The 21,934-nt window shown below is 39.6% G+C and carries 19 protein-coding genes and 1 pseudogene; 6 read left to right on the top strand and 14 right to left on the bottom strand.

The genetic code is table 11. From position 1 onward, the window contains the following. Positions 1–96 precede the first annotated feature (96 nt). A complete protein-coding gene (locus DFP75_RS00105; protein ID WP_110571486.1) occupies positions 97–504 on the top strand; it encodes a DUF2721 domain-containing protein in 408 nt (135 codons plus the stop codon). Between the two features lie 8 nt (positions 505–512). On the opposite strand, the gene DFP75_RS00100 is transcribed toward DFP75_RS00105, so the two are convergent. Continuing rightward, positions 513–1,448: an N-acetylmuramoyl-L-alanine amidase-like domain-containing protein gene (locus DFP75_RS00100; RefSeq protein ID WP_110572752.1), complete on the bottom strand. Its 936-nt coding sequence runs from the start codon at positions 1,446–1,448 to the stop codon at positions 513–515. Positions 1,449–1,567: 119 nt separating this feature from the next. On the opposite strand from DFP75_RS00100, the gene DFP75_RS00095 reads away from it, so the two are divergent. Continuing rightward, positions 1,568–1,834: a hypothetical protein gene (locus tag DFP75_RS00095; protein WP_110571485.1), complete on the top strand. Its 267-nt coding sequence runs from the start codon at positions 1,568–1,570 to the stop codon at positions 1,832–1,834. Between the two features lie 26 nt (positions 1,835–1,860). On the opposite strand, the gene DFP75_RS00090 is transcribed toward DFP75_RS00095, so the two are convergent. From DFP75_RS00090 to DFP75_RS00075, 4 genes are all read right to left on the bottom strand, one after another. Then, on the bottom strand, positions 1,861–2,199 hold the full coding sequence (locus DFP75_RS00090; RefSeq protein WP_110571484.1) for a thioredoxin family protein: 339 nt from the start codon (positions 2,197–2,199) through the stop codon (positions 1,861–1,863). Positions 2,200–2,222: 23 nt separating this feature from the next. Beyond that, positions 2,223–2,513, bottom strand: coding sequence for a YkgJ family cysteine cluster protein (locus DFP75_RS00085; protein ID WP_110571483.1), 291 nt, complete (start codon positions 2,511–2,513; stop codon positions 2,223–2,225). Between the two features lie 156 nt (positions 2,514–2,669). After that, on the bottom strand, positions 2,670–4,289 hold the full coding sequence (locus tag DFP75_RS00080; protein WP_110571482.1) for a methyl-accepting chemotaxis protein: 1,620 nt from the start codon (positions 4,287–4,289) through the stop codon (positions 2,670–2,672). A 61-nt stretch (positions 4,290–4,350) separates the two neighbouring features. Beyond that, on the bottom strand, positions 4,351–5,244 hold the full coding sequence (locus DFP75_RS00075; RefSeq protein ID WP_175404898.1) for an EAL domain-containing protein: 894 nt from the start codon (positions 5,242–5,244) through the stop codon (positions 4,351–4,353). A 418-nt stretch (positions 5,245–5,662) separates the two neighbouring features. Here DFP75_RS00075 and DFP75_RS00070 point away from each other — a divergent pair, with 418 nt between their 5' ends. Continuing rightward, positions 5,663–6,061: a helix-turn-helix domain-containing protein gene (locus DFP75_RS00070; RefSeq protein WP_110571480.1), complete on the top strand. Its 399-nt coding sequence runs from the start codon at positions 5,663–5,665 to the stop codon at positions 6,059–6,061. Positions 6,062–6,088: 27 nt separating this feature from the next. Here DFP75_RS00070 and trhA read toward each other — a convergent pair whose 3' ends face one another. Together trhA and DFP75_RS00060 are read right to left on the bottom strand one after the other, a co-directional pair. After that, a complete protein-coding gene (trhA, locus tag DFP75_RS00065; protein ID WP_110571479.1) occupies positions 6,089–6,739 on the bottom strand; it encodes a PAQR family membrane homeostasis protein TrhA in 651 nt (216 codons plus the stop codon). A 111-nt stretch (positions 6,740–6,850) separates the two neighbouring features. After that, on the bottom strand, positions 6,851–7,945 hold the full coding sequence (locus tag DFP75_RS00060; protein WP_110571478.1) for an amidohydrolase family protein: 1,095 nt from the start codon (positions 7,943–7,945) through the stop codon (positions 6,851–6,853). A gap of 189 nt (positions 7,946–8,134) precedes the next feature. Between DFP75_RS00060 and zntR the strand changes: the two genes are divergently transcribed. Further along, entirely contained in the window at positions 8,135–8,569 is a 435-nt protein-coding gene (zntR, locus tag DFP75_RS00055) for a Zn(2+)-responsive transcriptional regulator (protein ID WP_110571477.1), read from the top strand. Positions 8,570–8,608: 39 nt separating this feature from the next. On the opposite strand, the gene DFP75_RS00050 is transcribed toward zntR, so the two are convergent. Further along, entirely contained in the window at positions 8,609–10,282 is a 1,674-nt protein-coding gene (locus tag DFP75_RS00050; protein ID WP_110571476.1) for a sensor domain-containing diguanylate cyclase, read from the bottom strand. A 309-nt stretch (positions 10,283–10,591) separates the two neighbouring features. On the opposite strand from DFP75_RS00050, the gene DFP75_RS00045 reads away from it, so the two are divergent. Beyond that, positions 10,592–12,280 (top strand): carboxylesterase family protein, encoded by a 1,689-nt coding sequence (locus tag DFP75_RS00045; protein ID WP_181416984.1) that lies wholly within the window; start codon positions 10,592–10,594, stop codon positions 12,278–12,280. Positions 12,281–12,361: 81 nt separating this feature from the next. Here the strand turns inward: DFP75_RS00045 and DFP75_RS00040 are convergent, their stop codons facing one another. From DFP75_RS00040 to DFP75_RS00025, 4 genes are all read right to left on the bottom strand, one after another. Further along, a complete protein-coding gene (locus tag DFP75_RS00040; protein ID WP_110571474.1) occupies positions 12,362–14,107 on the bottom strand; it encodes a DUF2264 domain-containing protein in 1,746 nt (581 codons plus the stop codon). A gap of 12 nt (positions 14,108–14,119) precedes the next feature. Further along, positions 14,120–16,030: a TRAP transporter large permease gene (locus DFP75_RS00035; RefSeq protein WP_110571473.1), complete on the bottom strand. Its 1,911-nt coding sequence runs from the start codon at positions 16,028–16,030 to the stop codon at positions 14,120–14,122. Between the two features lie 52 nt (positions 16,031–16,082). Beyond that, on the bottom strand, positions 16,083–17,069 hold the full coding sequence (dctP, locus tag DFP75_RS00030) for a TRAP transporter substrate-binding protein DctP (protein WP_110571472.1): 987 nt from the start codon (positions 17,067–17,069) through the stop codon (positions 16,083–16,085). Between the two features lie 112 nt (positions 17,070–17,181). After that, positions 17,182–18,357 carry a glycoside hydrolase family protein gene (locus DFP75_RS00025; protein ID WP_110571471.1) on the bottom strand — a complete coding sequence of 392 codons (1,176 nt, stop codon included), beginning with the start codon at positions 18,355–18,357 and terminating at the stop codon, positions 17,182–17,184. Between the two features lie 214 nt (positions 18,358–18,571). Here DFP75_RS00025 and DFP75_RS00020 point away from each other — a divergent pair, with 214 nt between their 5' ends. Next, entirely contained in the window at positions 18,572–19,636 is a 1,065-nt protein-coding gene (locus tag DFP75_RS00020; protein WP_181416983.1) for a LacI family DNA-binding transcriptional regulator, read from the top strand. A 698-nt stretch (positions 19,637–20,334) separates the two neighbouring features. Here the strand turns inward: DFP75_RS00020 and DFP75_RS00015 are convergent. Both DFP75_RS00015 and DFP75_RS00010 read right to left on the bottom strand, forming a co-directional pair. After that, positions 20,335–21,305, bottom strand: a pseudogene (locus DFP75_RS00015) (transposase). Between the two features lie 130 nt (positions 21,306–21,435). Next, a complete protein-coding gene (locus DFP75_RS00010; RefSeq protein ID WP_110571469.1) occupies positions 21,436–21,933 on the bottom strand; it encodes a contact-dependent growth inhibition system immunity protein in 498 nt (165 codons plus the stop codon). Position 21,934 lies beyond the last annotated feature (1 nt).

Below are 21,934 nucleotides of genomic sequence, written 5' to 3'. Positions count from 1 at the left end.
GAGGAATAGTATTCAAAAAAACACACTCAAGGCGTAATATGAAACAACCAAACAGCGTAAAACACTGTCTTTATTTCATGATCAACAGGATCCAGCATGATTATTACCCTAACGACTCCGGCGATGTTGTTTCCCGCCGTTTCATTATTGCTTTTGGCTTATACGAATCGCTTTGTCACACTAGCATCGATTATTCGTAATTTTGACCCTAAACTCGAAGATGCCAACATTACAGAACAGATTACCAATTTACGTAAACGCATATACTTGATACGACGCATGCAAGAAGCTGGGGTAATTAGCTTTTTCCTATGTGTGTTATCCATGATGGCAATCTACCTTGAGTATCAACAAATGGGCAGTTACATTTTTGGCGCTAGTTTGGTTTGCTTAATGTACTCTCTGTACTTATCCGTGCGCGAAATCACCATCTCATGCGATGCATTAGAGTTGCATCTGCAACATTTCAGCACGAACTTTAAGCAACGTAATCGCAAAAAATAGTTACGCTGTTAACGCCGTAATACTTGGACATTAAAACCTTTCAAAGAAGAGGTCTCAGAGTACTTTGAAAAGTACTCTGCAAAGTTTTCATCCATTACTTTTTTGTTCGTCAAGCTAGCATGTCGCAGCAATAAGGTACCGTTTTTTCGAATAGCTAGACCTTGGTGCGAGACATTCATATTCGTACCAATGTATTGCTTTATATTCCAATTTGGACGAACCATACTGATTACACTTCCAGAAGGAATACGGTCTAAAAGCGCCTGGTTAACATCATTCTCGTTACCAATAAATAGCGCCGTTAATGGCACATATGGAATATAAGCAGGCTCAGTTTTATAAATACGGCCTTCTTCATGCAACTGTTTTAGCAAGTTTAGACACTGGCGAGACGATTCAGGGTCGCATTTTAGTACATATCCAGTAAGTGCCTGATACCATGCAGACTTATCTATCATTGCCTTCGCAACCCGCGCTTTGCCATCACCAACATCTGGCGTGATGTCCATTAACTTATCTTGATTGTTGCGAATCCAATCAACACTCGGAAAATGATTACGAGAAACAAAATCCACTTTTGCATCTCGATAGCGAATACGGTGTAAGTTTGACTGGAATTCCTCAGACGTCGACGAAATAGCGCCTGCCAATATGGTTTCAACGTAGGTAGTACAATCAAACACGTCGAAACGACTCAAAGGGTCCTTGTCATACTTGCCCTGATCGCCTTCTCCAACGCTACCACCAAGGTATTCAGTTCCAAGTAAGGTCGCACTTAAAGCGTCAATTTTATCGGCATTGGAGGCTGCGGTAGCAGAAAAATCATCAATCGTTTTATAAAAGACCGCTCTGTTTGCTGAATCCAGCTGATTCATGGCCATCGCAGACGAACACATAAAAGTAATCGACAACGCCGTTAGCGCTTTTCGGATAATGCACTTCATACTCGCTTTAGCCCACATGATAAAATTTTTAACCTGATACATAAAAAAACAACCATTGTATAAAAAACAATCATATTATTGTGCTAGTATTTACCTATTAATTGAAATTGAGGCCGCTTATGGAAATCAATAGTTCGTCATTTATTTATGGTCAACAAGGCTTACAGCGCAGCCAAGACAAGCTAGATCAAGCAAGCCAAAAAGTGGCAAGTGCCTCATTACCGACACTTGACCCCAAAGCAGCGCAACAGCCTGACCTTTATGGCTCACAGGTCCAAGATGGCCTAATTGAAGCCAAAAGTAGCGTGCTAGAAGCTCAAGCCAATGCAAACGTAATCGAGGCTTCAGATAAAACGGTTGGTCGGTTGATAGACATCACTGTTTGAACATTTTTAAAATGATCAACAATGAATTAACACTGCCGAGCAAGCAACGCCATGACCTCATCAGGTGAAGTAAAGCGAACTATTCGGTCTACTTCTTGACCGTCTTTTAATAAAATAAGCGTTGGCCAAAGCTTTACACCAAATTGGCGACCAAGGCGCTTACCTTTACCATCAAAAATTTTAATGTGAAACAAGTCTGGCCTTGCCTTCAGAACGCTTTCGACGGCAGTCCTAGACGCTTGGCAATGTCCACACCAAGGTGTGCCGAACTCCAAAACAGCAGATCCATCAAGCGCCTGAAGGTCTTCAAATGCTGGAGCCTCTTTTGAATAATCTGGATTAAATCCCATCACACTGGCTTGCATAACACTCCCTCCTTCAAACACTATTAATCAACCACGTTAAACACTTCGACGCACTCCTCAGAACCCATTTCAAACTCTCTGCAGATCCAAGGGCGGTTTTCATAAATGGTACAAAGATAGGTCTCTCTATCAACGGCAGAACACCAGCCATCGTCTAATCTCAACATGGTTTCTCCACCCCATTCGTCCACTGAAACATGCTTATCTGGCACACCAGTATCACTAATTATCATCACTTCCATTCGGCAGCAACAAGCTTGGCAGTTTGCACACGTAATATCATGCTCAGTAATGTTCTTTAGGTCGATGGTCATAAAAGCAATAAGTTACCTAAAAGAAAGTGTCGAAGGCAGACAGAGAATCAAAAACAGATCTTTTTGATCATAGAAAGGAAACAGTATACTACCGATCTAGCCTAAAAGCAGACACAGCCACCACACTTCGCAGGCTAGACCAGTAAAAATGATTATTTATACTTTGAATTTAACAACCAGTTCATTCAGCTCGACAGCTAAACGCGTTAATTCAGCGGCACTTGAACTTGTTTCATTGGCACCAACTACCGTTTGCGTTGCTAAATCGCTAATCGTAGAAATGTTGCTATCGATTTCTTTCGATACGGTAGATTGCTCTTCCGCAGCACTTGCAATCACGTGATTGCTGTCACTAATAGCAAGAATGCGTGCCGTTATTTTTTCTAGCGCTTGAGATGCTTCAGCAGCAACGGTTTGAGCTTGGTTCGTTTTGTGGCTAGTGTTTTCCATTGACGAAACAGCATCGTTTGCCGAAATCTGGACTTGACGAACCATGGTTTCAATTTCACCTGTCGACTCTTGAGTACGATGAGCAAGGCTTCTTACCTCATCAGCCACAACCGCAAACCCTCTTCCAGCTTCACCCGCTCTTGCCGCTTCAATGGCAGCGTTTAGCGCCAATAAATTCGTTTGCTCTGCTACAGCGCGAATAACATCCAAGATTTGGCTAATCGATGCGACTTGTTCTGCCAATTGATTAATAACGCCAGTGCTGGCTGTCATTTCTTTATTCATATCAAGAATAACAGCGGTCGTTTCGCTTACTCGCGCCTTGCCTTCTTCCGCCAATGATGCCGATTCGACTGAACCTTCAGACGTTTGCTGTGCCGTTTGAGCCACTTCGTCTATTGCCGTACTCATTTGAGTAATCGCAGCCGCGGCTTGCTGAATTTCCTCATTCTGCTGCATGAGGATATTTGACGAGTTTTCTGTGACCGTATTTAGCTCTTCGGCGGCCGATGCAAGTTGCCCGGATGAATCTGCAATATGAACAATCGCTGTTCGTAAGTTCCCTTGCATGGCTTTCAAAGCAGTGGTTAAACGAGTTAATTCATCATCGCCATCAACGTGGATAGTTTGAGTCAAGTCACCGCTAGCAATCACTTCTGCGGAGGCAACAGCGTCCTGCAAAGGTTTATTAATGCTTCGAGAAAGGACCACAGCTATAACTGAAGCCGCTGCAGCTGCAATAACAGCGATAATAATAATGAGAATGAAGCTTTCATTATACATTTCCCGTGAATCTGCACTGGCGATCTCAGCACCTTCCTGGTTTGCTGCCACTATGTTTCTCAACACCACAACCATGTTATCTGCAGCGTCATTCATCTTAGGAACTAACACTGATAGAGCGTCTGTATTTCCTTGTAGTGAGGCAGAAACCACTTCTTTTTGGACGTTAAAATAACTGGCTTGCGACTTTTTAAACTCTTCGAATAAGCGCCGCTCGCTTTCTAAATATATAGTGGCTTCATACTCTGATAGATATTGCTCAACGTCTTTTATAATTTTTTCTAGGTCCGCGACTGTGGCTTTCTTTGCTTCTTGGCTAGTCCCGTTTAACAGCCTTAATGTAAATATCCTCACTCGCATTAAATTACTGTTGACGTCACCCAAGCTTGCAATAGCGGGTACAATATTCGTTTCAATCATCTCTGAATTGGCTCGAATACTTTTCATCGCTGACATACTCACGCCACCGAGGCAAACAAGCAAAAATATAATGACAGTAAACGCCATTAATAATCGAGACCTAATATTGATATTACGTAGCATGTGTACTTCCTTTAGATACTATGTTGTAAATCTGATTAACGCTTATATTTCCCTAACACACTTAATTCCTTTTAAAGCACCAATGCTCAAATTCCAATTGTGGTAGAGGAGGAGAAAAAATATACCCTTGTACAACCCCATAACCCATTGAGGTTAAATGGGATAACTGCTGCTGTGTTTCGACCCCTTCGGCAATAGCTGTTGCACGCATCGTTTTGCAAAGAGATAACACGACCTTGCTAAGTTCCTGAGACATTTCGCTATAACACTCATTGGATAAGCCATCCACAAACACTCTGTCTAATTTCAACTGTGACACGGGAAATTTCAGTAAGCGTTTAAGATTCGAATACCCTGTGCCAAAATCATCTAAAGAAATAGCCACACCCATCGCATGAATTCGTGCAATAGTATTAGCTAAACTGCATGATGTGTTAATGGACTTATTCTCAGTCACTTCTATAACCAAATCCGAAGGCAATAAGCTATTTTCCTCTAGAATAGCTTGTACCTTTTGTTCTAAGTGGGCGTAAGTAAAGGTAAGCGGTGAAAAATTAACGGCAACAGTAGGAATTTTAATGCCCTGCTTTCGCCATAGCGCCAATTGCTGACAAGCACGATTGAGAACCCATAGATCCAAATCTGCAATTAACCCATTTTCTTCTGCCAAAGCAATAAAGTCGTCAGGAGCAACCCTGCCAAACGCTTTGCTTGTCCACCTGGCCAACGCTTCCACGCCATGAAGACTATCATCTAAAATATTTATCTGAGGCTGATAATGTAGGTCGAGCAAATCGCCATTTAAATCTGCCTTTAAAGCCTGAGCTTTTTTAGCAGACGACAATGCAGCAAGCCACTCTGGCTCCACAAAACGTTTTTGAAAAAACAGACTGTAATAGTGCTTCCCTAATAGCCAAAAAGCATTAACCCACATTTTCACTTTATGTGTATTCACTCCATTTTCCATAAATAAAAGCCTAGCCTCCTTCATGACGGACTTTTTAAGCTTACTCAGCTCAAACAGTTGATTTTTGTCATCTAACCGAAACCGATTAAAAGGTAAAATTGACCATGCTTTTAAATTGACACGAGCTAATTCTGCCTCTTTGTTACAAAAACAATCACACCTTTACTGTTCAATACAATAAAGTCACCATTCGCTTCTTGTGCATGATGCTGATCACACTCAATATTTGAACCATCATTTTTCACAAAAAAACCTTCAACTGCATGTCTCGATTCGTACATAACGCAATCAAAATTTTGTCTTTTAGACACAAAATGTTGTCAATATTGCCTATATGGCAAATAGTGTCAAGCAAATTGCCTGTCAGGTTTTGCCATATAGGCAAAATTAGACGGATAATCTTGCCATGAATATTGGCCAAGCTATAAAATTTTTGCGTATTCATCGCAAGATGACTCAGGAACAAGTCGCACTGGAAGCTGACATGGCCACCAGCAATGTCTCACGAATTGAAAAAGGTCAAAGACAACCCTCGCAAAAAGTCTTACAAAAACTGGCTATGGCTTTAGATACCAAACCATCTATCTTATACGCTGCCAGCGAGCATTCTCCTGAAGACATAGTCGACTTTTTAAGACAAGAAGATGATAAAGAAAAGCATGAGGGGAACCCTGCCGATTTTCACTTCACTCATGAAGCGAAAATGGTATTAAGCTTATTTAACGAACTAACACCAAACAACAAATCCTTGTTGCTCGAGCAATTAAAAACATTGCACAAATGGCAAACAAAAACAGGTCAATAGCGCATTCGATTTTTGTCAAAAATCTCGCTAAGCACCATAAAAATAGATTGAAAAATAATGACAAACCGTACCGCCAAGTACGAATAAATGCCAAACCAAATGCCCATAACGCAATCGTGAATCCAGTATAAAGAACACTACGCCAAGGGTGTAAAGCACGCCGCCCAAGACCAACAGAAGCAACCCGGTCGGTGCCATTAAAGTGACAAGTGGCTTAATTGCAATCAGAATCAGCCATCCCAATACGACATAAAGAATGGTTGAAACAGCAGGGTGAGAGACTTTACCAAATGCCTTAAGTCCAACGCCAATCGTTGCAAGCCCCCAAACAGAAACCAGTAATGACCAGCCCCAAGCACCTTCCAACACTCCCAACATAAAAGGTGTATAGGTTCCAGCAATCAATAAATACACTGCTGAGTGATCGATCACTCGAAACACATATTTCAGTTTGCCTTTAGGCATTGCATGATAAAGAGTCGAGGCTAAATACAGTATGATCATCGTTGCTGAAAAAATACTGACCCCAACAACATAGCTCACATCGGCATAGCGCATTGCGCTCAAAATAAGAAACGGAGTACCAACAATGGCAGCAATCAAACCTAGACCATGGCTAATGCTATTCGCTACTTCTTCTCCAATCGATTGATGACGATTAGACGCCAGCTTTTCCATACTTCCCTACCTATCATTAATTTGACTTACACCAGCATGGTACAAGTCGATAAAATTAACAACGAAAGAGAATGAATAAACAATGAAAAACCAACAACAAAAACCTACACACTAACTCTGACAAACCATTGGAGCCTGAAAATCTAGATTCAATAACTGAAAATAATTTTCTCCCAAGGCGATGTTTCGAAAGGCATCATCATCAATATATTGCAGAATTCGGCTAGTCGCTTCTAGTTCAGACTGATACACCTTAAAACTATTATTCCGGAAGGCGACAAAATCAGATCCAGGCAAAATACGATCAGAGTAACGATTCATAAAAGCAACGTATTTGCTCCGATTCCCAAACTTACTAAAATAGTAATCCTCTAGTACACGCCACGAAATATCTATCATCAGATTCGGGTATTGATCCAACAAGCGCGATAAAATGGCAATGTGCGTTGCCGCATCCAAAGAGGTTTGTTCATAAGAAATACCCATGTGAGCCCAGACAATTTTATTGTCGGGATACAGCGCCAACGCCCTCTCCATTAAGGGCAAATATAAGGTTGGCGTTGCGTTGTTACCGATATCGGAGTGAATCGTTATCGGGTAATCTCTGGCTCTTAACTCGGCCATAAAACCCGCCCACTTAGTGATGTCTTTTGGTGTGGCAGCTTTATGACGATTATTAAACTGAGCTTGCTTAACTAAATTGACCTCCCCCATCCAATGGAACAAACTAGGGTATTCCTTTTCATACAACTCCATTAACGCAACAGTTGGCTCTGGGTTCGATAAATCCGTGAACGTCATCGACAGAGTAAGATGAAGGTCATCGGGCTTGTACTCCACCATGTTTGCGGCATTAACAAAATCGTTTCGCGTCGTCGGTGCCACAGGCGTGCCTGGACATTTCAAATAATTAGAACAAGAAGAATTCGCTGGCAACATTTGCCCAATCCCATAGACATTGGCAAATCGAACCGTAGTACGAGACAAATAGTCATTTACCTCGTTAAAAGGAATCGCCCGTCCATCAAATGGTCGGTAATGTAAATGCGTATCGACAACTGGAGTGTAAGGCTCCACCTCACGATCATAACAAGCAGAATCCCCTTTGAAGGAATCTAACGAACGATAGGCTGGCGTGTTATCTGACGAGGCACAGCCACCAATCAATAAAGGAGCTAGAATAGCCCAAGGCAAATAACGACGCATAAACAAGATTCCCTATAAAACCAACTGAGGTATAAAGTAAAAAGCAGCAATAAACATCAAGCAAAATACCATAAACATCAGCCCTATAACAAAAGCCACCACCACAAAATAGCAATAAAAAGCCTCAACTATTTGACCTAGGACTTATCTCTAAGGTTTATACTCTCAATAATATGTAGGAGAGAAAATATGTACCGAATCGGAGAGTTAGCGAAAGCCTGTGACATCAATAATGACACATTACGCTTCTATGAAAAAAATGGATTATTAAGCCCTTCAAGCCGATCAGAGTCCGGCTACCGGCTGTATACAGAAAAAGACAAAGAAACCTTAGAGTTTATATTACGTGCGAAAGGTGTTGGCTTCACTCTTGCCGAAATTCGTGAGCTACTTTCTATTGAAATAAACAAAGCTGACAACGCCTGCGCTGATGTAAAAGTGCTTGTCGACACCAAACTTTCAGATGTCGAAAGGAAACTTGCGGAACTCACTCGCTTTCAAACCTCACTCAAACGCTTATCAGATGCCTGCTGTGGCGGAGAAGAAAGCGCCGAGCATTGCACCATACTCGAAGCGCTAGAATCAGACATAGACGATGTTCGCCATGAACATCATGGTGAATAAGGCAAAGTAACCAAAACGCGGCCTAATCAAAACAATTAATTAGCAAGCCTTATTCACAACAACCCTATTTCTCCCTTGCTCTTTAGCATCATAGAGCGCGGCATCAGCACGGTTAAGCACCTGTTCGTAGAGTGAATCATCTTCTTTGTAAATAGCCACACCAAAGCTTGCTGTAACAAATAGGCCATCGCTCATCTCTTCTTTTTCAAGCGCGGCCCGAAGAGACTCAGCAATAACTCTAGCCTCCTCGACACTGAATTTTGGCAATAAAACCGTAAACTCTTCTCCGCCAAATCGAGCAACCATGCCTTTATCTCCGACAAGACTAGCAAACAGCACAGCCATATTTTTTAACACAGTATCGCCAACCGTATGACCATATACATCGTTTACTTTTTTAAAATAATCGACATCGGCCATGATCACAGCGAACGTCTGCTGTGTTTGCTTCGCCACGTTATATTCACCAAGCAGGGCTTCATCTAACGCTAAACGATTATAACTGTGGGTTAATGGATCTTTCCGAATTATCACCTCTAGAGACCGATTACTGGCTTCTAACTCGGCCGTTCGAGTGCGTACTTTTGTCTCGAGTGTGACATTCATTTGCATTAATGACTGCTCTCGCACCAACAAAGAAGACATCATTTTTTCCAATGAACAGCTCAGACTGGCAACCTCGCTCAACTTACTGTCATCTTGGAAAGTCGCGTTACGGTTGCCTTGCTCAATACTTTGAGCAGTAAGCGCTAACCTTTCTAGTGGACGACTTAAAGTGCTCGCAAATCGGTATGCCAAAAACATACAAAACAAGGTGGCAAGCCCACCAAACAACAGCAATAGTTTATGCACCTCATTAACGGTTGCCATCGCAATAGACAAAGGCTGACGTACGACAATTTGCCAACCTAGATTTGTAGATTTGGGAGGTGTCACTGACACTAAACTGGTCAGATATTTTTGACCATCTTGCCAAGTCACTGATTTGAATTGGCTATTACCAGGCAGCCCCTCAGGCACTTTGATATCATTCAGAGAATTGTCGGGATATAAAATATTATGATCTTTATCGATAATAAAAATATCGATTGCTCTTCTTTTAGACGCTTCAGTCAGGGAAGACTCCAGAACCTCTTTTACCCACACCCAATCAGCATGTGTTACAACTACCCCTTTTAACTCTCCGTTTTCCCCTATGACAGGGGCCGAAAAATCAACAAAACGAATTGGTGTACCGTCTTTCGGCTTAGGCAGTAAGTTTTCAAGCAGTAACGCCTTATGTACATCACTAACAAAAGGACCTTTACTACCATGAATAAACCAAGGTCGTTGGCTAACATCTGCACCTGCAAGCATGCCATCACCGGACGCGAGCACGACTCCGTTCGCGTCGGCAAAACCAATCCAAGCGTAATTTTTATAAGAGCTTTTAATTTGATCTATCGCCTCTTGTAGCTCATTTAAATTTTGGCTTTTAAATAAGGAAGATCGCTGACTAAGTAAAAAAATTTCGCGTTCGCGCTCAAGCAAATTTGCGGTTAGCATATTTGAAACAGATTGACTAAGACTGACTAACGACTCGCCACTTGCCTGCGAAAGACGAGTTGAAGTCAGCTGGTAAAAAGAAGCAATGAGTACCAAGCTCAAAGAAAGAAGCAAACCACCTGACAATAAAGTAATTCGCTTCCGAAAAGTATCAAAGCCTCTCAACATGATCTGTAAACCTGATTAAAATTAAAAGTTAACTGCGTATTTTGCATCATAGCATGCCTTGACTTGCTCTTTATATTCCAATTTGAGCCCAAAAAATTAAATCGTTGGTACCAAATACCGTTACTAGACCTTTCATTGCAATTAATCCAGCACAATAGGCTGTGGATGATAATTTGGATTCTCATAAAAGAATCTTTAACTGGGCTCTTGTTACATTTATTCTAGGAGAAAAATCCCTTACTGAGGAAGTCAGTAAACACGCAATGGATATCATCAGACAAAAATCTAAAAATAAATGGAGAGATGAGTATGCGAACCATACATTCAATACAACGCTGGCTTATAAACGCAATAGCCATTCTTTTTACCGTAACGGCTTATTCCAACCCAGTGGTGGTTTTATCAGACACAGCGAAGATAGAAGGAAATAACAACCAAGGCATTGATTCTTTTTTAGGTGTCCCTTACGCAAAAGCACCGATTGGCTCATTGCGCTGGCAATCGCCTCAACCTGTAGAGCCTATACAAAGCACTTTGCAAGCCACACAAAAAGGCGCTATCTGCTCTCAGTGGCATCAAAACCAATTTAAAGGCCAAGAAGATTGCCTAAACCTAGACATTTATAGACCAGATAACGGTAAAGACAACTTACCCGTTTTGGTTTACATCCATGGGGGAAATAATCAAACAGGCGAAGCTAATGAATTCGACCCTAGAGCGCTGGCCAAATCACTAGACGCCATCATAGTACAAGTAAATTATCGTCTAGGAGTATTAGGATTTAACCCTCTCAAAGCCATCAAAACCGAAGACCCAATCCAAGCTTCAGGTAATTTTGGACTGTTAGATCAACACGCCGCACTGCAATGGATACAAAAAAACATCAAATATTTCGGAGGGCGCGCTGATCAGGTTACCGTATCCGGTTTTTCTGCGGGCGGACGAGATGTCATGGCGATGTTAATCTCTCCCCTATTTAAAGACCAATTCCAGCAAGCAATTGTCTTCAGTGGCGGCATGACAACAGCCCCCGTCGTACCAAGCCAAGAAGTTTTCCGCCAAGCGTTTGCTCCACTTATTGTAGAGGACAAGATTAAACCAAATCTGATGGCTGCGAAGAAATGGTTAGAAAAAGGTGGTGACGATGTTCTGAACTACCTACAAAAGCAATCCACCGAACGCCTTGCACCACTGATGAAAGGCGCTGGTATACGAATGAGCCACTTCCCACATTTATATAGAGATGGCGTCGTAATACCAAAAGAAGGCTTTGATACTGCCCTTTACAATAACGTCCCAGTCATCATGCTATCTGGGCAAACCGAATTCTCTTTCTTTGCGTTAAGTGATCCCTACTTTGTCAAAGCGTGGCATTCTGGCGCATTGAGCAAAGACCCAGCATTACTGAACCAATACCGTTTTACCTCAAACTACGGTAGCAAACTTTACAGCCTATTTAATGTTCAAAAATCAGCAGAACAGATGTTTGAACATTATCAGTCACCTATTTATGGCGCTGAAATTGCCTTCGGAACCAACCCTTTTGTCGCACAAAACCCACAAATGGAATTGATCGGATCATTTCATGGCGTGTTTATGCCACTCCTAGATCAAAATTGGCAACAAGGACTTTTAGGTGAGACATTTCAGAAAGCTGGAACCCGAGATCTAGCCAAACATTTTCAAGCTTATTTAAAACGTTTTATCCGTACAGGTAATCCAAATGACCCAGAACAAGTCAACTGGTTAACCTGGTCACCTAAACATGAACAACAAGGTCAATCGTTACTTATCCTGAACGCCAACAAACACAAAGCGCTCATCCAAATGTCATCAAAGTCATACGATGAAAATGCGCTACTTGAGGCAATGAAGAATGATAACCACCTTCCAGAACAGGCAAAAATGCAAATGATCAATCAGGTATTAAATGGACGCTGGTTTAGTACTGCTCTGGATAATACGTTTCAGAACCCTTCCCTATGGCCTAAGCAATAAACACATTGGCCGAATCACTCACGTGATTCGGCCAAACTTTGCTGTAAATTTAATTACCAATCAAGTAGGAATCTTTAAAGCTTAAAGGTAAAAGAGAGCACTAATCGTATGACGTCCTTTGTTAAGCTTGATCTTTGTATAGGGTACGGCAGTTACTGGATCTGTTGTATTTGAATTCGTTCTTAGTGAAACACCTTTCTCTTGAATGTAATCATCTAACCGAGCTAAACAAGTAATATTCTCAAGCACGTTACCTTCCCTCGTTTTCCTTTGCAAAATAACCGCTCGATCTTTTTCTTTATCTTCAAATAGCTCCATTTTTTCATTGTATATGGGATAAGAAAAACCTGTTTCAACCACGCATGCGTCTTGTTTCAGGTCAATGATATGAGTTCTACGAAATGTGCCATCATCAAAAGGCTCTATGATTGTAGTTACCTCTTGTCGCCCTGATGTCCATACCTGCGTCAATACATTTCCTTCAATTTTTGTTTCAATGATTTTTTGACGGTATTGCCAGTTACTTCCATCATCAAAACTGATGGCTAAAATATTATCCCCAAAACTACCTTGTTCAGAGTAGAGCAATGAGCTGACATCAAACCCTCTATTTGTTGAATAAAGGAATTTATTGTATTTATCTTTTTGAAAGAAAGGATGTATAGGGGCCGAAAAATGTATAACACTTTCACCTTTATATCTTTGTACAAGCGTTTCATTAGCGACATTTGGATAGATCCCATCACGAATTTTACAAGGTAACTCTTCTGCCAACCAAAACTCACTATTATCACTTAATAATAACGGGATAAAAGCTTTCATCGCCCAATAAGGAGACGTTGGAGAATTATAAACCTCACACATACTAAGATTTTGATAGGTGTATCCTCTGGTCAATCGACCATCATTGGTGAATATGTTTTTATCCTTCCACCAACGAATTTGTCTTGCCCATATTCCCTTGATCTCTCCCAAAGGCATTTCATTATCATCAAGTAAAGCAAGCGCTCCCCAAAAAGAGCTAGCTGCGAAACGGTAAATCAATGATCGACCCTGCTGTAAAGCAGCGCCATCTTCAGCAAACCAAAACTGAAAAGATCTAGCGAACAATTTAGATCTTTCTACAAACTTGTCAGCCCAGTCTTTTTTATCGCCTTTAATAACTTTCGCATACAATAGACCATAATAATGCATAGCAAAGCCAGCATAATGATCAATGGTTCTCGTCGTACCATCGCAATACCAGCCTTCGGATAAGTAATAACTATCTAATCTATTTAAGTAGTCATTGGCTAGGTCATCATCCACTAAATGCCCATAGCCCACTTTCTTTAAGCCCTCTTGAACCATAATGGTAAAGAATAGCCAATTATTTTGAGGGTATTCATGGTTTTGAATATCAGCTAACCAATGAACAAGATTGCTTTTCTCTGTATCTGTGAGTGGGTAAAAAGCATGTTCAGGCAAAGTAGCCAGTAATAACCCGATGGCAGCCATCTCAACAGTACGCTGATCAAAATAAGCCGTTTTCCCCCAATAATCACTATGTGAGGGATTCGTGCCATTTATTAAAGCGTTTCTATAGAGTTCCCAATAATGAAACTCTCCTCCACCAAGAACTAAAGGAATGATTCCCCATAATGGTCTAGCAACACCTTCTAAAGAACTTGCTTTTTGATCAAAAGAAGCTGAACCTTCATTAAAATCTATTGCCGCCCCTTGCGCTTTAAAGTAAGGAACAAGGGGTTTAAACATATCGTTAACTAATTTCTGGAAATCCGACTTAGTCGAAAGCGCATTATTATCAAAAGGATTAAAAAAAATCATTTTATTTATAACCTACATTAAACCAAAAAACTTTGGCAAAAATAAAGAAATCTCTGGGAAGTAAGTAACGATAAGCAACCCAATAAATTGGAAAAAGAAAATCGGCAACAAAGGCTTAATAACTTTTGTTATCTTTTCTCCACTAATACTACATGAGACAAATAAAACAGTTCCAACAGGGGGTGTTACCACACCAATAGACAAGTTATAGACCATAATCACACCAAAATGAATTGGGTCTACACCTAAACTCGTAACGATTGGGTACAATATAGGGGTAAAAATCAGTAATGCTGGCGACATATCCATAAATACGCCAACAAGCAAAAGAGTAATGTTAATAAAAAGCAAAATAACATATTTATTTTCACTGATACCTGATAGGAAGTCAGCAACAACATCTGGAATATAAGCAAATGTCATACTCCAGCTCATCAAGCTAGAACAGGCAATTAGAAACAAGATAACGGACGAGCTTAAAACAGAGTCATGTAGTATAGAAAATATTTTTTTCAAACTAAGACTTCTATAAAAAAGAGACAGAATAAGACTGTAAAGAACAGCAATACCAGATGCTTCGATCGCAGTAAAAACACCGCCGATAATTCCACCGATGACAATTATAATGAGCGTAAGGCTAGGAATAGCCCCCCAGCAAATAGCCAATGATTCACTAAGGTTGATACGCTCTGCCGATACTTCATAGCCATTTTTCTTAGCATATCGATAAGCGACGATCATTACGGATAAACCTAGGATTATCCCAGGAACATAACCTGCTAAAAACAATGATGCAATTGATGCCTCGCCACCTGTAATCAAGGAATAGACAATAAATACACCTGTTGGTGGAATCAGCATGCCACATATAGAGGAACTAGCATTGACAGCTGTTGTAAAAGGCATATTGTAATTTTTCTCTTTTGCCATAGGGGAAATAATCCCCCCAATGGCCGTAGCCGAAGCGATAGCAGAGCCAGAAAGAGAGCCAAACAACATATTCGCTACAATGTTGGTTTGCCACAAACTCCCTGGTATTTTTCTACCAAGCAACATAGCAAAATCAATTAACTTCCTTGCAATTCCTCCTTGATTCATAATATTACCAGCGAGAATAAAGAAAGGCAGCGCTAGAAAACCGAAATTATCCAGAGATCTAAAAATAGTTTGCCCAGACATTGACAACAAATCGCTAAAGTCCATTTGCAGACTAAGTGTTAAAATGCCGGATATAGCCAATCCTACCGCGATAGGAACGCCTATGAACAACATGAAGAAAAAACTAAAAAACAATATTATAAAAGATGAACTTTCCAGATTTTCAAAAATCAAAGATTCAAATGAATCACTGCCTTTAAAAAGGCCAAATAAATATGCGAAAATCAACAGAAAAACAGAACAGAAAAAGAAATAAAGAAAAGCTTTTTTATTAATTAATCCTTTCCTGATGATCTTTATAAATTGTGATGCCGTAATAATAGATCCACTAACTATCATTACAGACTGAAGAATACCGAAGTTGATTTTTAAAATAGGAGTGTTTGCTGCGTTATTAAGACCTAATATTCCTCCATATAAGATCACGCCTCCTATAAAAACATTAATCACAGTGATGAATGACTCTAAAAAAATAGCTTTCCCTTCTCCAATATGGTCTATAAATATTGGAAGGTTCAAATGCTTTTCTTTTAGAAAGCACAATGAAGCACCAAGAATACCAAGCCAAATATTTGAATATCTGAGTAATTCCTCGGACACGCTGCTAGGAGAGTTCAAAAAATATCGACAAAACACTTGATATACAATTAAAAAAACCATTCCAGATAAAAGCGCCATAAGAAAAACTTTCAATAGCACTTCTAGGAAAGATTCTACTTTCAATAGAATTTGGCTTATTCCATTTTTATTTTGATTATAATTCATAAATGCCTCAATTAAAAAATCAAGGGGGTAGACAACCACCCCCTATTTTCAACTACATTTCACGATTTTCTAATTCAAATATTTTTTCAATAAACGCTTTCTTTTTATCATCATTCATAGCGTCAACGTACATAGGCTTAACAGCTTCAATAAATGGTGTCTTATCCACTTCATGGATTTCAACGCCCATTTTTTCTACTGCTATTTTCGTTCTTTCTTCAATATTTTCATCGATCGTCTCAATTGATTTACTAGAAACTCGCTTCATCTCGCTCAAGACAATCTCTCTATCTTCTGGAGACAATTTATCCATAAACTTCTTACTAGCCAATATAAAGTCAGTCAGCCTAGTTTGCTCAGTTTTCAAACCATATTTGGCAACTTCACCAAATTTAAGGTCCCATAAAGCGGAAAGACCACCTTCTGCACCATCGATAATTTTTTGTTGAAGTGATGGGTATACCTCACCAAATGGAAGTGGTGTAGGTACAGCACCGAATAAATTTATCATTTTAATGTAAGAGTCACTTGATAGTGTTCTTAGCTTAAGCCCTTTTACATCGTCAATGCTTTTCATTGGTTTCGCGGCATATATACTACGAAAACCATTACTTAAATAGCCAATTTGAAGCAATCCACTGTCTGCAACATAGCTATTAATCATTTCTTGAATATCTGGATTATTTAAAACCAAACCATACTCTTCTTTGCTGCGGAAGATATAAGGTAGGTTAATAACCCCTATTTCTGGAGCAAGAGTTTCAAGCGTTGCGCTATTTATCATACCCATATCAATAACGCCAATTTGCATAGCTTGTAAATACTGGCTTTGTGTACCAAGCACCCCATTCCAAGACACTCTAATTTTGACTCTATTGTCTGTTTTCTCTGCCACACCCTCAACGAAATCTTGAATCAAATAGCCAGTGATAGCATTTTCAACAGTATTCGTTGCTAATCGATACGTTTTTGCATGTGCAGAAATCGATGCTGTCAGTACAGCTGCGCTTAATAGTAAAGTAGCGGTTAATTTTTTCATAAAATTCCTCTTTTGTTTTTTTAATACGAATTACTTGAAAATATACTTTATGTATCTATTGAGAGTTTTTTAAAACTCTCAAATTAGGTACTCTTTTTATTAAAAGATCGATTTACCAAAAAAAATCTCTATGAGTAAATCCAATAGCACGTAGTACGCCCTCGTAATAGTAATAATCACCGTAAGGAAGCATGCCATTGGCTAAATAATCTTTATTTTCTTCATGTGCCAAACGAACAAAAGTAGCTGCATTTGAAAGCAATCCCTGTGCATCTTTTTGTGCAGTTAAGTCATACTGTTCACGTAATGCTAAAAGCATTCTCACGCCGAAATCTTTATACTTCGCGGCTTGTTTTTCCTGATTTTTTCTCGTGAAATATTCGCTTAAAAGCAACATACCAGAAGCCGTAATAGACCCCGCTGAGGTATCTTTATATTGAGGTTCATGCGCAGGTAATCTGTAATCCCATAATGGAACTAAATCACTTGTAATATGATCCATTACCCAGTCAGCTAATTTCGCTGAAATATCTGCATATTTTGCATCACCAGTAATCATGGCTAACTGAGCGAACCCATGTACAGCCCAAGCTTGCCCTCTGCTCCAGCAAGACTCATCGGCATAGCCTTGAAAAGTATTTCCACCTATTGGCTCATTCGTTTTGGTATCAAAATCATAAGTATGGTAAGTGGAATAGTCATCTCGTATGAGGTATTTCATTGACGTTTCCGCTTGTAGAATTGCAGCATCACGGTAGTTATGATTCGCGGTTTCAGAGTAGGCCCAGAACAAAAGAGATAAATTTTGCATACAATCAATGATTATTTTGCCTTGGATCTTTTCTGCGTGCTCTTTACCATTCGAGCCGGCTGTCCATGCCACTAGGTAATTACCATTCCAATTAAAGCGGTGAAGCAAAGCATCTGCTGCACGAAGTCCAAGCTCTCGAGCAACCTGATTTCCTGTCAATTTATAATCTGCTACTGCGGTAAGGGTGAAGCGAAAGCCCAAATCATGATCCATCCAAAGAGGCGTATCTAAAACTTTTTGGCAATGCGCATAGCGCATTCTTGCCATGTTTTTATATTTATCTTCGCCTGTCAGCATATAGCTCAGCCAAAGTTCACCGGTCCAAAATGAGTCTGTCCAAAAATGATCCTCAGGGTAAAGCCAATAATGAGCTTCAGGTCCCGCTCCAACCATTGGATTACGATTGCCGATCATGACTGAGTTCCGCTCAATACTCGAAAGAATATCAGCCTTAACTTTCAATAATTCCTTAAACATTTTTATGCCCTTAGGTGAGATAAATTCTTAGCGCCATTAACTATTTGACCCTATGTACTTTTTTGTAGACTATGAACAAAAGAACCTACATAACGAACGTCTTGAGCCAATAGAAATGAATCATTTCACAAAAAATGTAACGTTTCAAGATTTGTGTTCATTTTTCCTACAACCTTAAAAATTGATGCTAAAGATGAGTAATAACAAGATAAACATGAGTGAAATAGCAAGGCTGGCAGGAGTCTCAAAAGCGACTGTATCCAGAGTGCTGAACAACCCTGAAAGCGTAAAATCACATACAAAACAACTAGTAATGGGATTCATTGAATCGACAGGGTATGTCAAAGACTCATACATCAAGATACAAGTGAAACTCAAAAAAATTACTATTATTTGTCTAGATGCAGTCAAATCCCCAAATAGCTTTTATAACGAAATCATCATCTCTTTAGAAAAAGAAATGTCGATGATTGGCTTAGAAACGGAACTATTTGCCATTAACTACCTAAACGAAGACTGTTCGGCATCTTTAGACGGAATCATTAAGAAATCTGAAGCGATCATCATCGTTGGTGTCGGCACGCCAGCGATTTTAGAAAAGCTTCGAGCTTGCTCCATTCCTGTACTCATCATTAATGGACAAGATGACGAAATGCGGATAAATAGCATTTCGCCTGATTATGAAAATGGCGCATTCTTAGCCACCAAAGAACTTATTAAGCATGGCCATACAAAAATCAAAATCATAACAGCCAATATAAGGCATTCTATTTACCAACGATCTAATGGCTTCAGTCGATGCATGGAAATGTCTAACATTGATTTTAGTCAGGATAATATTATCGATATCGTTCAATTCTCTAATAAGTTCGTTCCTGAACTGAAGCTAGAAGAATCAATAAGATCGGGCAAAGCAGGATCAGATTTCGGACTTCATACCGTTATTGATAGAATGATTTCTGAGGGCTATTTCGCTGATACAACAGCTGTTTTTTGTATATGTGACATGATGGCCGTTACCTTAATGGATGCTTTAACTAAGAATGGTATTCGTGTCCCTGAAGACATTTCGATCATTGGTTTTGATGGTTTGAAAATTGCCTCGATGGTCAGCCCGAAATTAACCTCTATTAAATTTGATTACGATGCAATGTGCAGACTAGCCGTTAGAAAAATAGTCCAACTGAGTAACGGAGATTACAGCGGTGTAATAAGATCCTGCGTTGGAGTTGAAGTGTTGCATAATGAAAGCATCATCCCCCCTAAACAGAAGCAATAATACCTAGTAATGGCGAAAAGCATTGATTATTTGTTTAAAATCCAGCCAAAGCGCATACCAATGTTGCTTTGGTTTTTTTTTCTTACTAGCCTCTTTTGTATAGACGACCTATTAAACTCATGAACTGCTTATTCACCAAGCCAATAAGCATAAGCTTTAATGTCTTCATCACTGGCAAAAATAGACTTATTAAATATATTAAACAGGATATTAAACAGGACACACACAATAAAAACACGATATAAAAAGTCAGTAAAGCAGATCACATCGGTTACCAAAATATCTATTTTATTGTGTTGGAAGGAAGAACATTACAGAAAGGCATTTAAAAGCAATTTTATTAAACAGTATTAAACAGGACACACACAATAAAAACACGATATAAAAAGTCAGTAAAGCAGATCACATCGGTTACCAAAATATCTATTTTATTGTGTTGGAAGGAAGAACATTACAGAAAGGCATTTAAAAGCAATTTTATTAAACAGTATTAAACAGAAACAGTATTAAACAGGACACACACAATAAAAACACGATATAAAAAGTCAGTAAAGCAGATCACATCGGTTACCAAAATATCTATTTTATTGTGTTGGAAGGAAGAACATTACAGAAAGGCATTTAAAAGCTGACTTTCAGGCACACTGAAGCAAATCACGCTTTTTGATGAATGGGTTTTAAAATGTTTTTATGGCAAGTTAAGCGATGAGTTGAAGGTTTTGCCTTTTAGGTTTTCTTTGTCGTTGGTGCCTTTCACAATAATGATCTATGGAGTGCTCTTGTCCAACTAAGTTACCTGTTCTTTTCTCAAATTCTGTTGCGATGCATAACCAGTTTTCAGAGGCAATATTGAGACGTTTCAAGATAGGAAGTAACGACGCATTTATTGAGCCTCGTTTGTCTTCTCGTATGATTCGACCTGTCATATCAACCAGTTCCAAGTAATCTCTCAGTTTGAAAGGTAAACCGGATGGCATGTCTTTTCTTGGGTTTCCAATAAAAGGATATAAGGTTTTTGGTTGATGTTTTCTTTTTGCAGAATTAACGCGCTTTTTCACACTGGTAAAATCAGAGTCTTCGGGGGTTTTACTCATGCTGGCTCGAAGTGGATTTAAGTCAACATAGGCCATACAAGCCATTAATGCGGCTTCGTCTAATAAGGCTTGAGACTTAAAACGACCTTCCCAGAAATGACCTGTGCAGTTATCTTCGTAGTTCGCTCTTCGTGCAATGGGTTCGTTTAGCTCTTTCATGAACCAACTGATGTCCATCAAGCGCTCCCTATAGGTTTCAGCAGCTTTTTCAACGAGCTCTACGAGGTAATTAGGTAAGGTCTCTCCTCTTAAATATCGCTGAGTAAACAAAGTACCTTTATGGAGTTGATGCCAACGCTGCAATACTTCTAGTGTTGACCATGATTTCGCTTTCTCTGCATCCACATGCAAAACAACATGAAGATGATTGCTCATCACAGCATAAGCACATATATCGATAGAAAAGACAGACGCTAAAAAAGTAACCTCTTCTCTATCCAGCCACGGCGATGCTCATAGCTGTTTCCTGTGGCAGGATCATCACCGCATAAAAAAGCCCGTCGAACACAACGAGCCACACAATGATAATAAGGAGTATCTTCTAAACTGACTTGTTCTTTCCTAGACCTCGGCATATCCAACCTCTCTTCCTTGAGAAAATATACTGTGATTATATACAGCATATTAAAATATGGTCAAGAAAAAGCTAGAGGCCTTGTAAATACTAGGTTCTTGAGATGCATGTCCTGTGGAATCCTTTATCTTTTATTTAACAGAACTAGTACATCGGCTTAAACCTTCTCTTACTGCCGCACCTAATTCTTCATTTGACACATCTTTACTTAAAAAGATGGATTCAAACTGCCCTTTAACAGAGCTGTATCCTTCTAGACTATCATGATGAGTTGGGGTTATTTCTATTTTATTACTAGTCAAACTAACACCACATCCATCCATTTTACGGCAAAGTTGGCGTTTATTTTTATAACCAAATCTATTTATCGCATACTGGGTTTCTTCTTCGCCACGTTTTTGGATGACTCCAGAATGAAATAACTCTAAAAATGATTCTGGAGTAATTTTTCGACTTGCTCGTAATGCTTTAAATATACTTTCTCCCAACTTTTCATTACTCACGTCTTTAGCGTGGTAATAGCGTTCGGCATCAAAATCAGAAAAACTCATTCCCCCAGAGGATATAGTTATGATATAAAAAATATCTTGATTAAAATAAACCTTAGCAGACTTATAATCATTTTCCATA

It is taken from the genome of Marinomonas alcarazii, assembly GCF_003208215.1.
Lineage (GTDB): Bacteria > Pseudomonadota > Gammaproteobacteria > Pseudomonadales > Marinomonadaceae > Marinomonas > Marinomonas alcarazii.
This window is presented reverse-complemented; position numbering and strand designations above follow the sequence as displayed.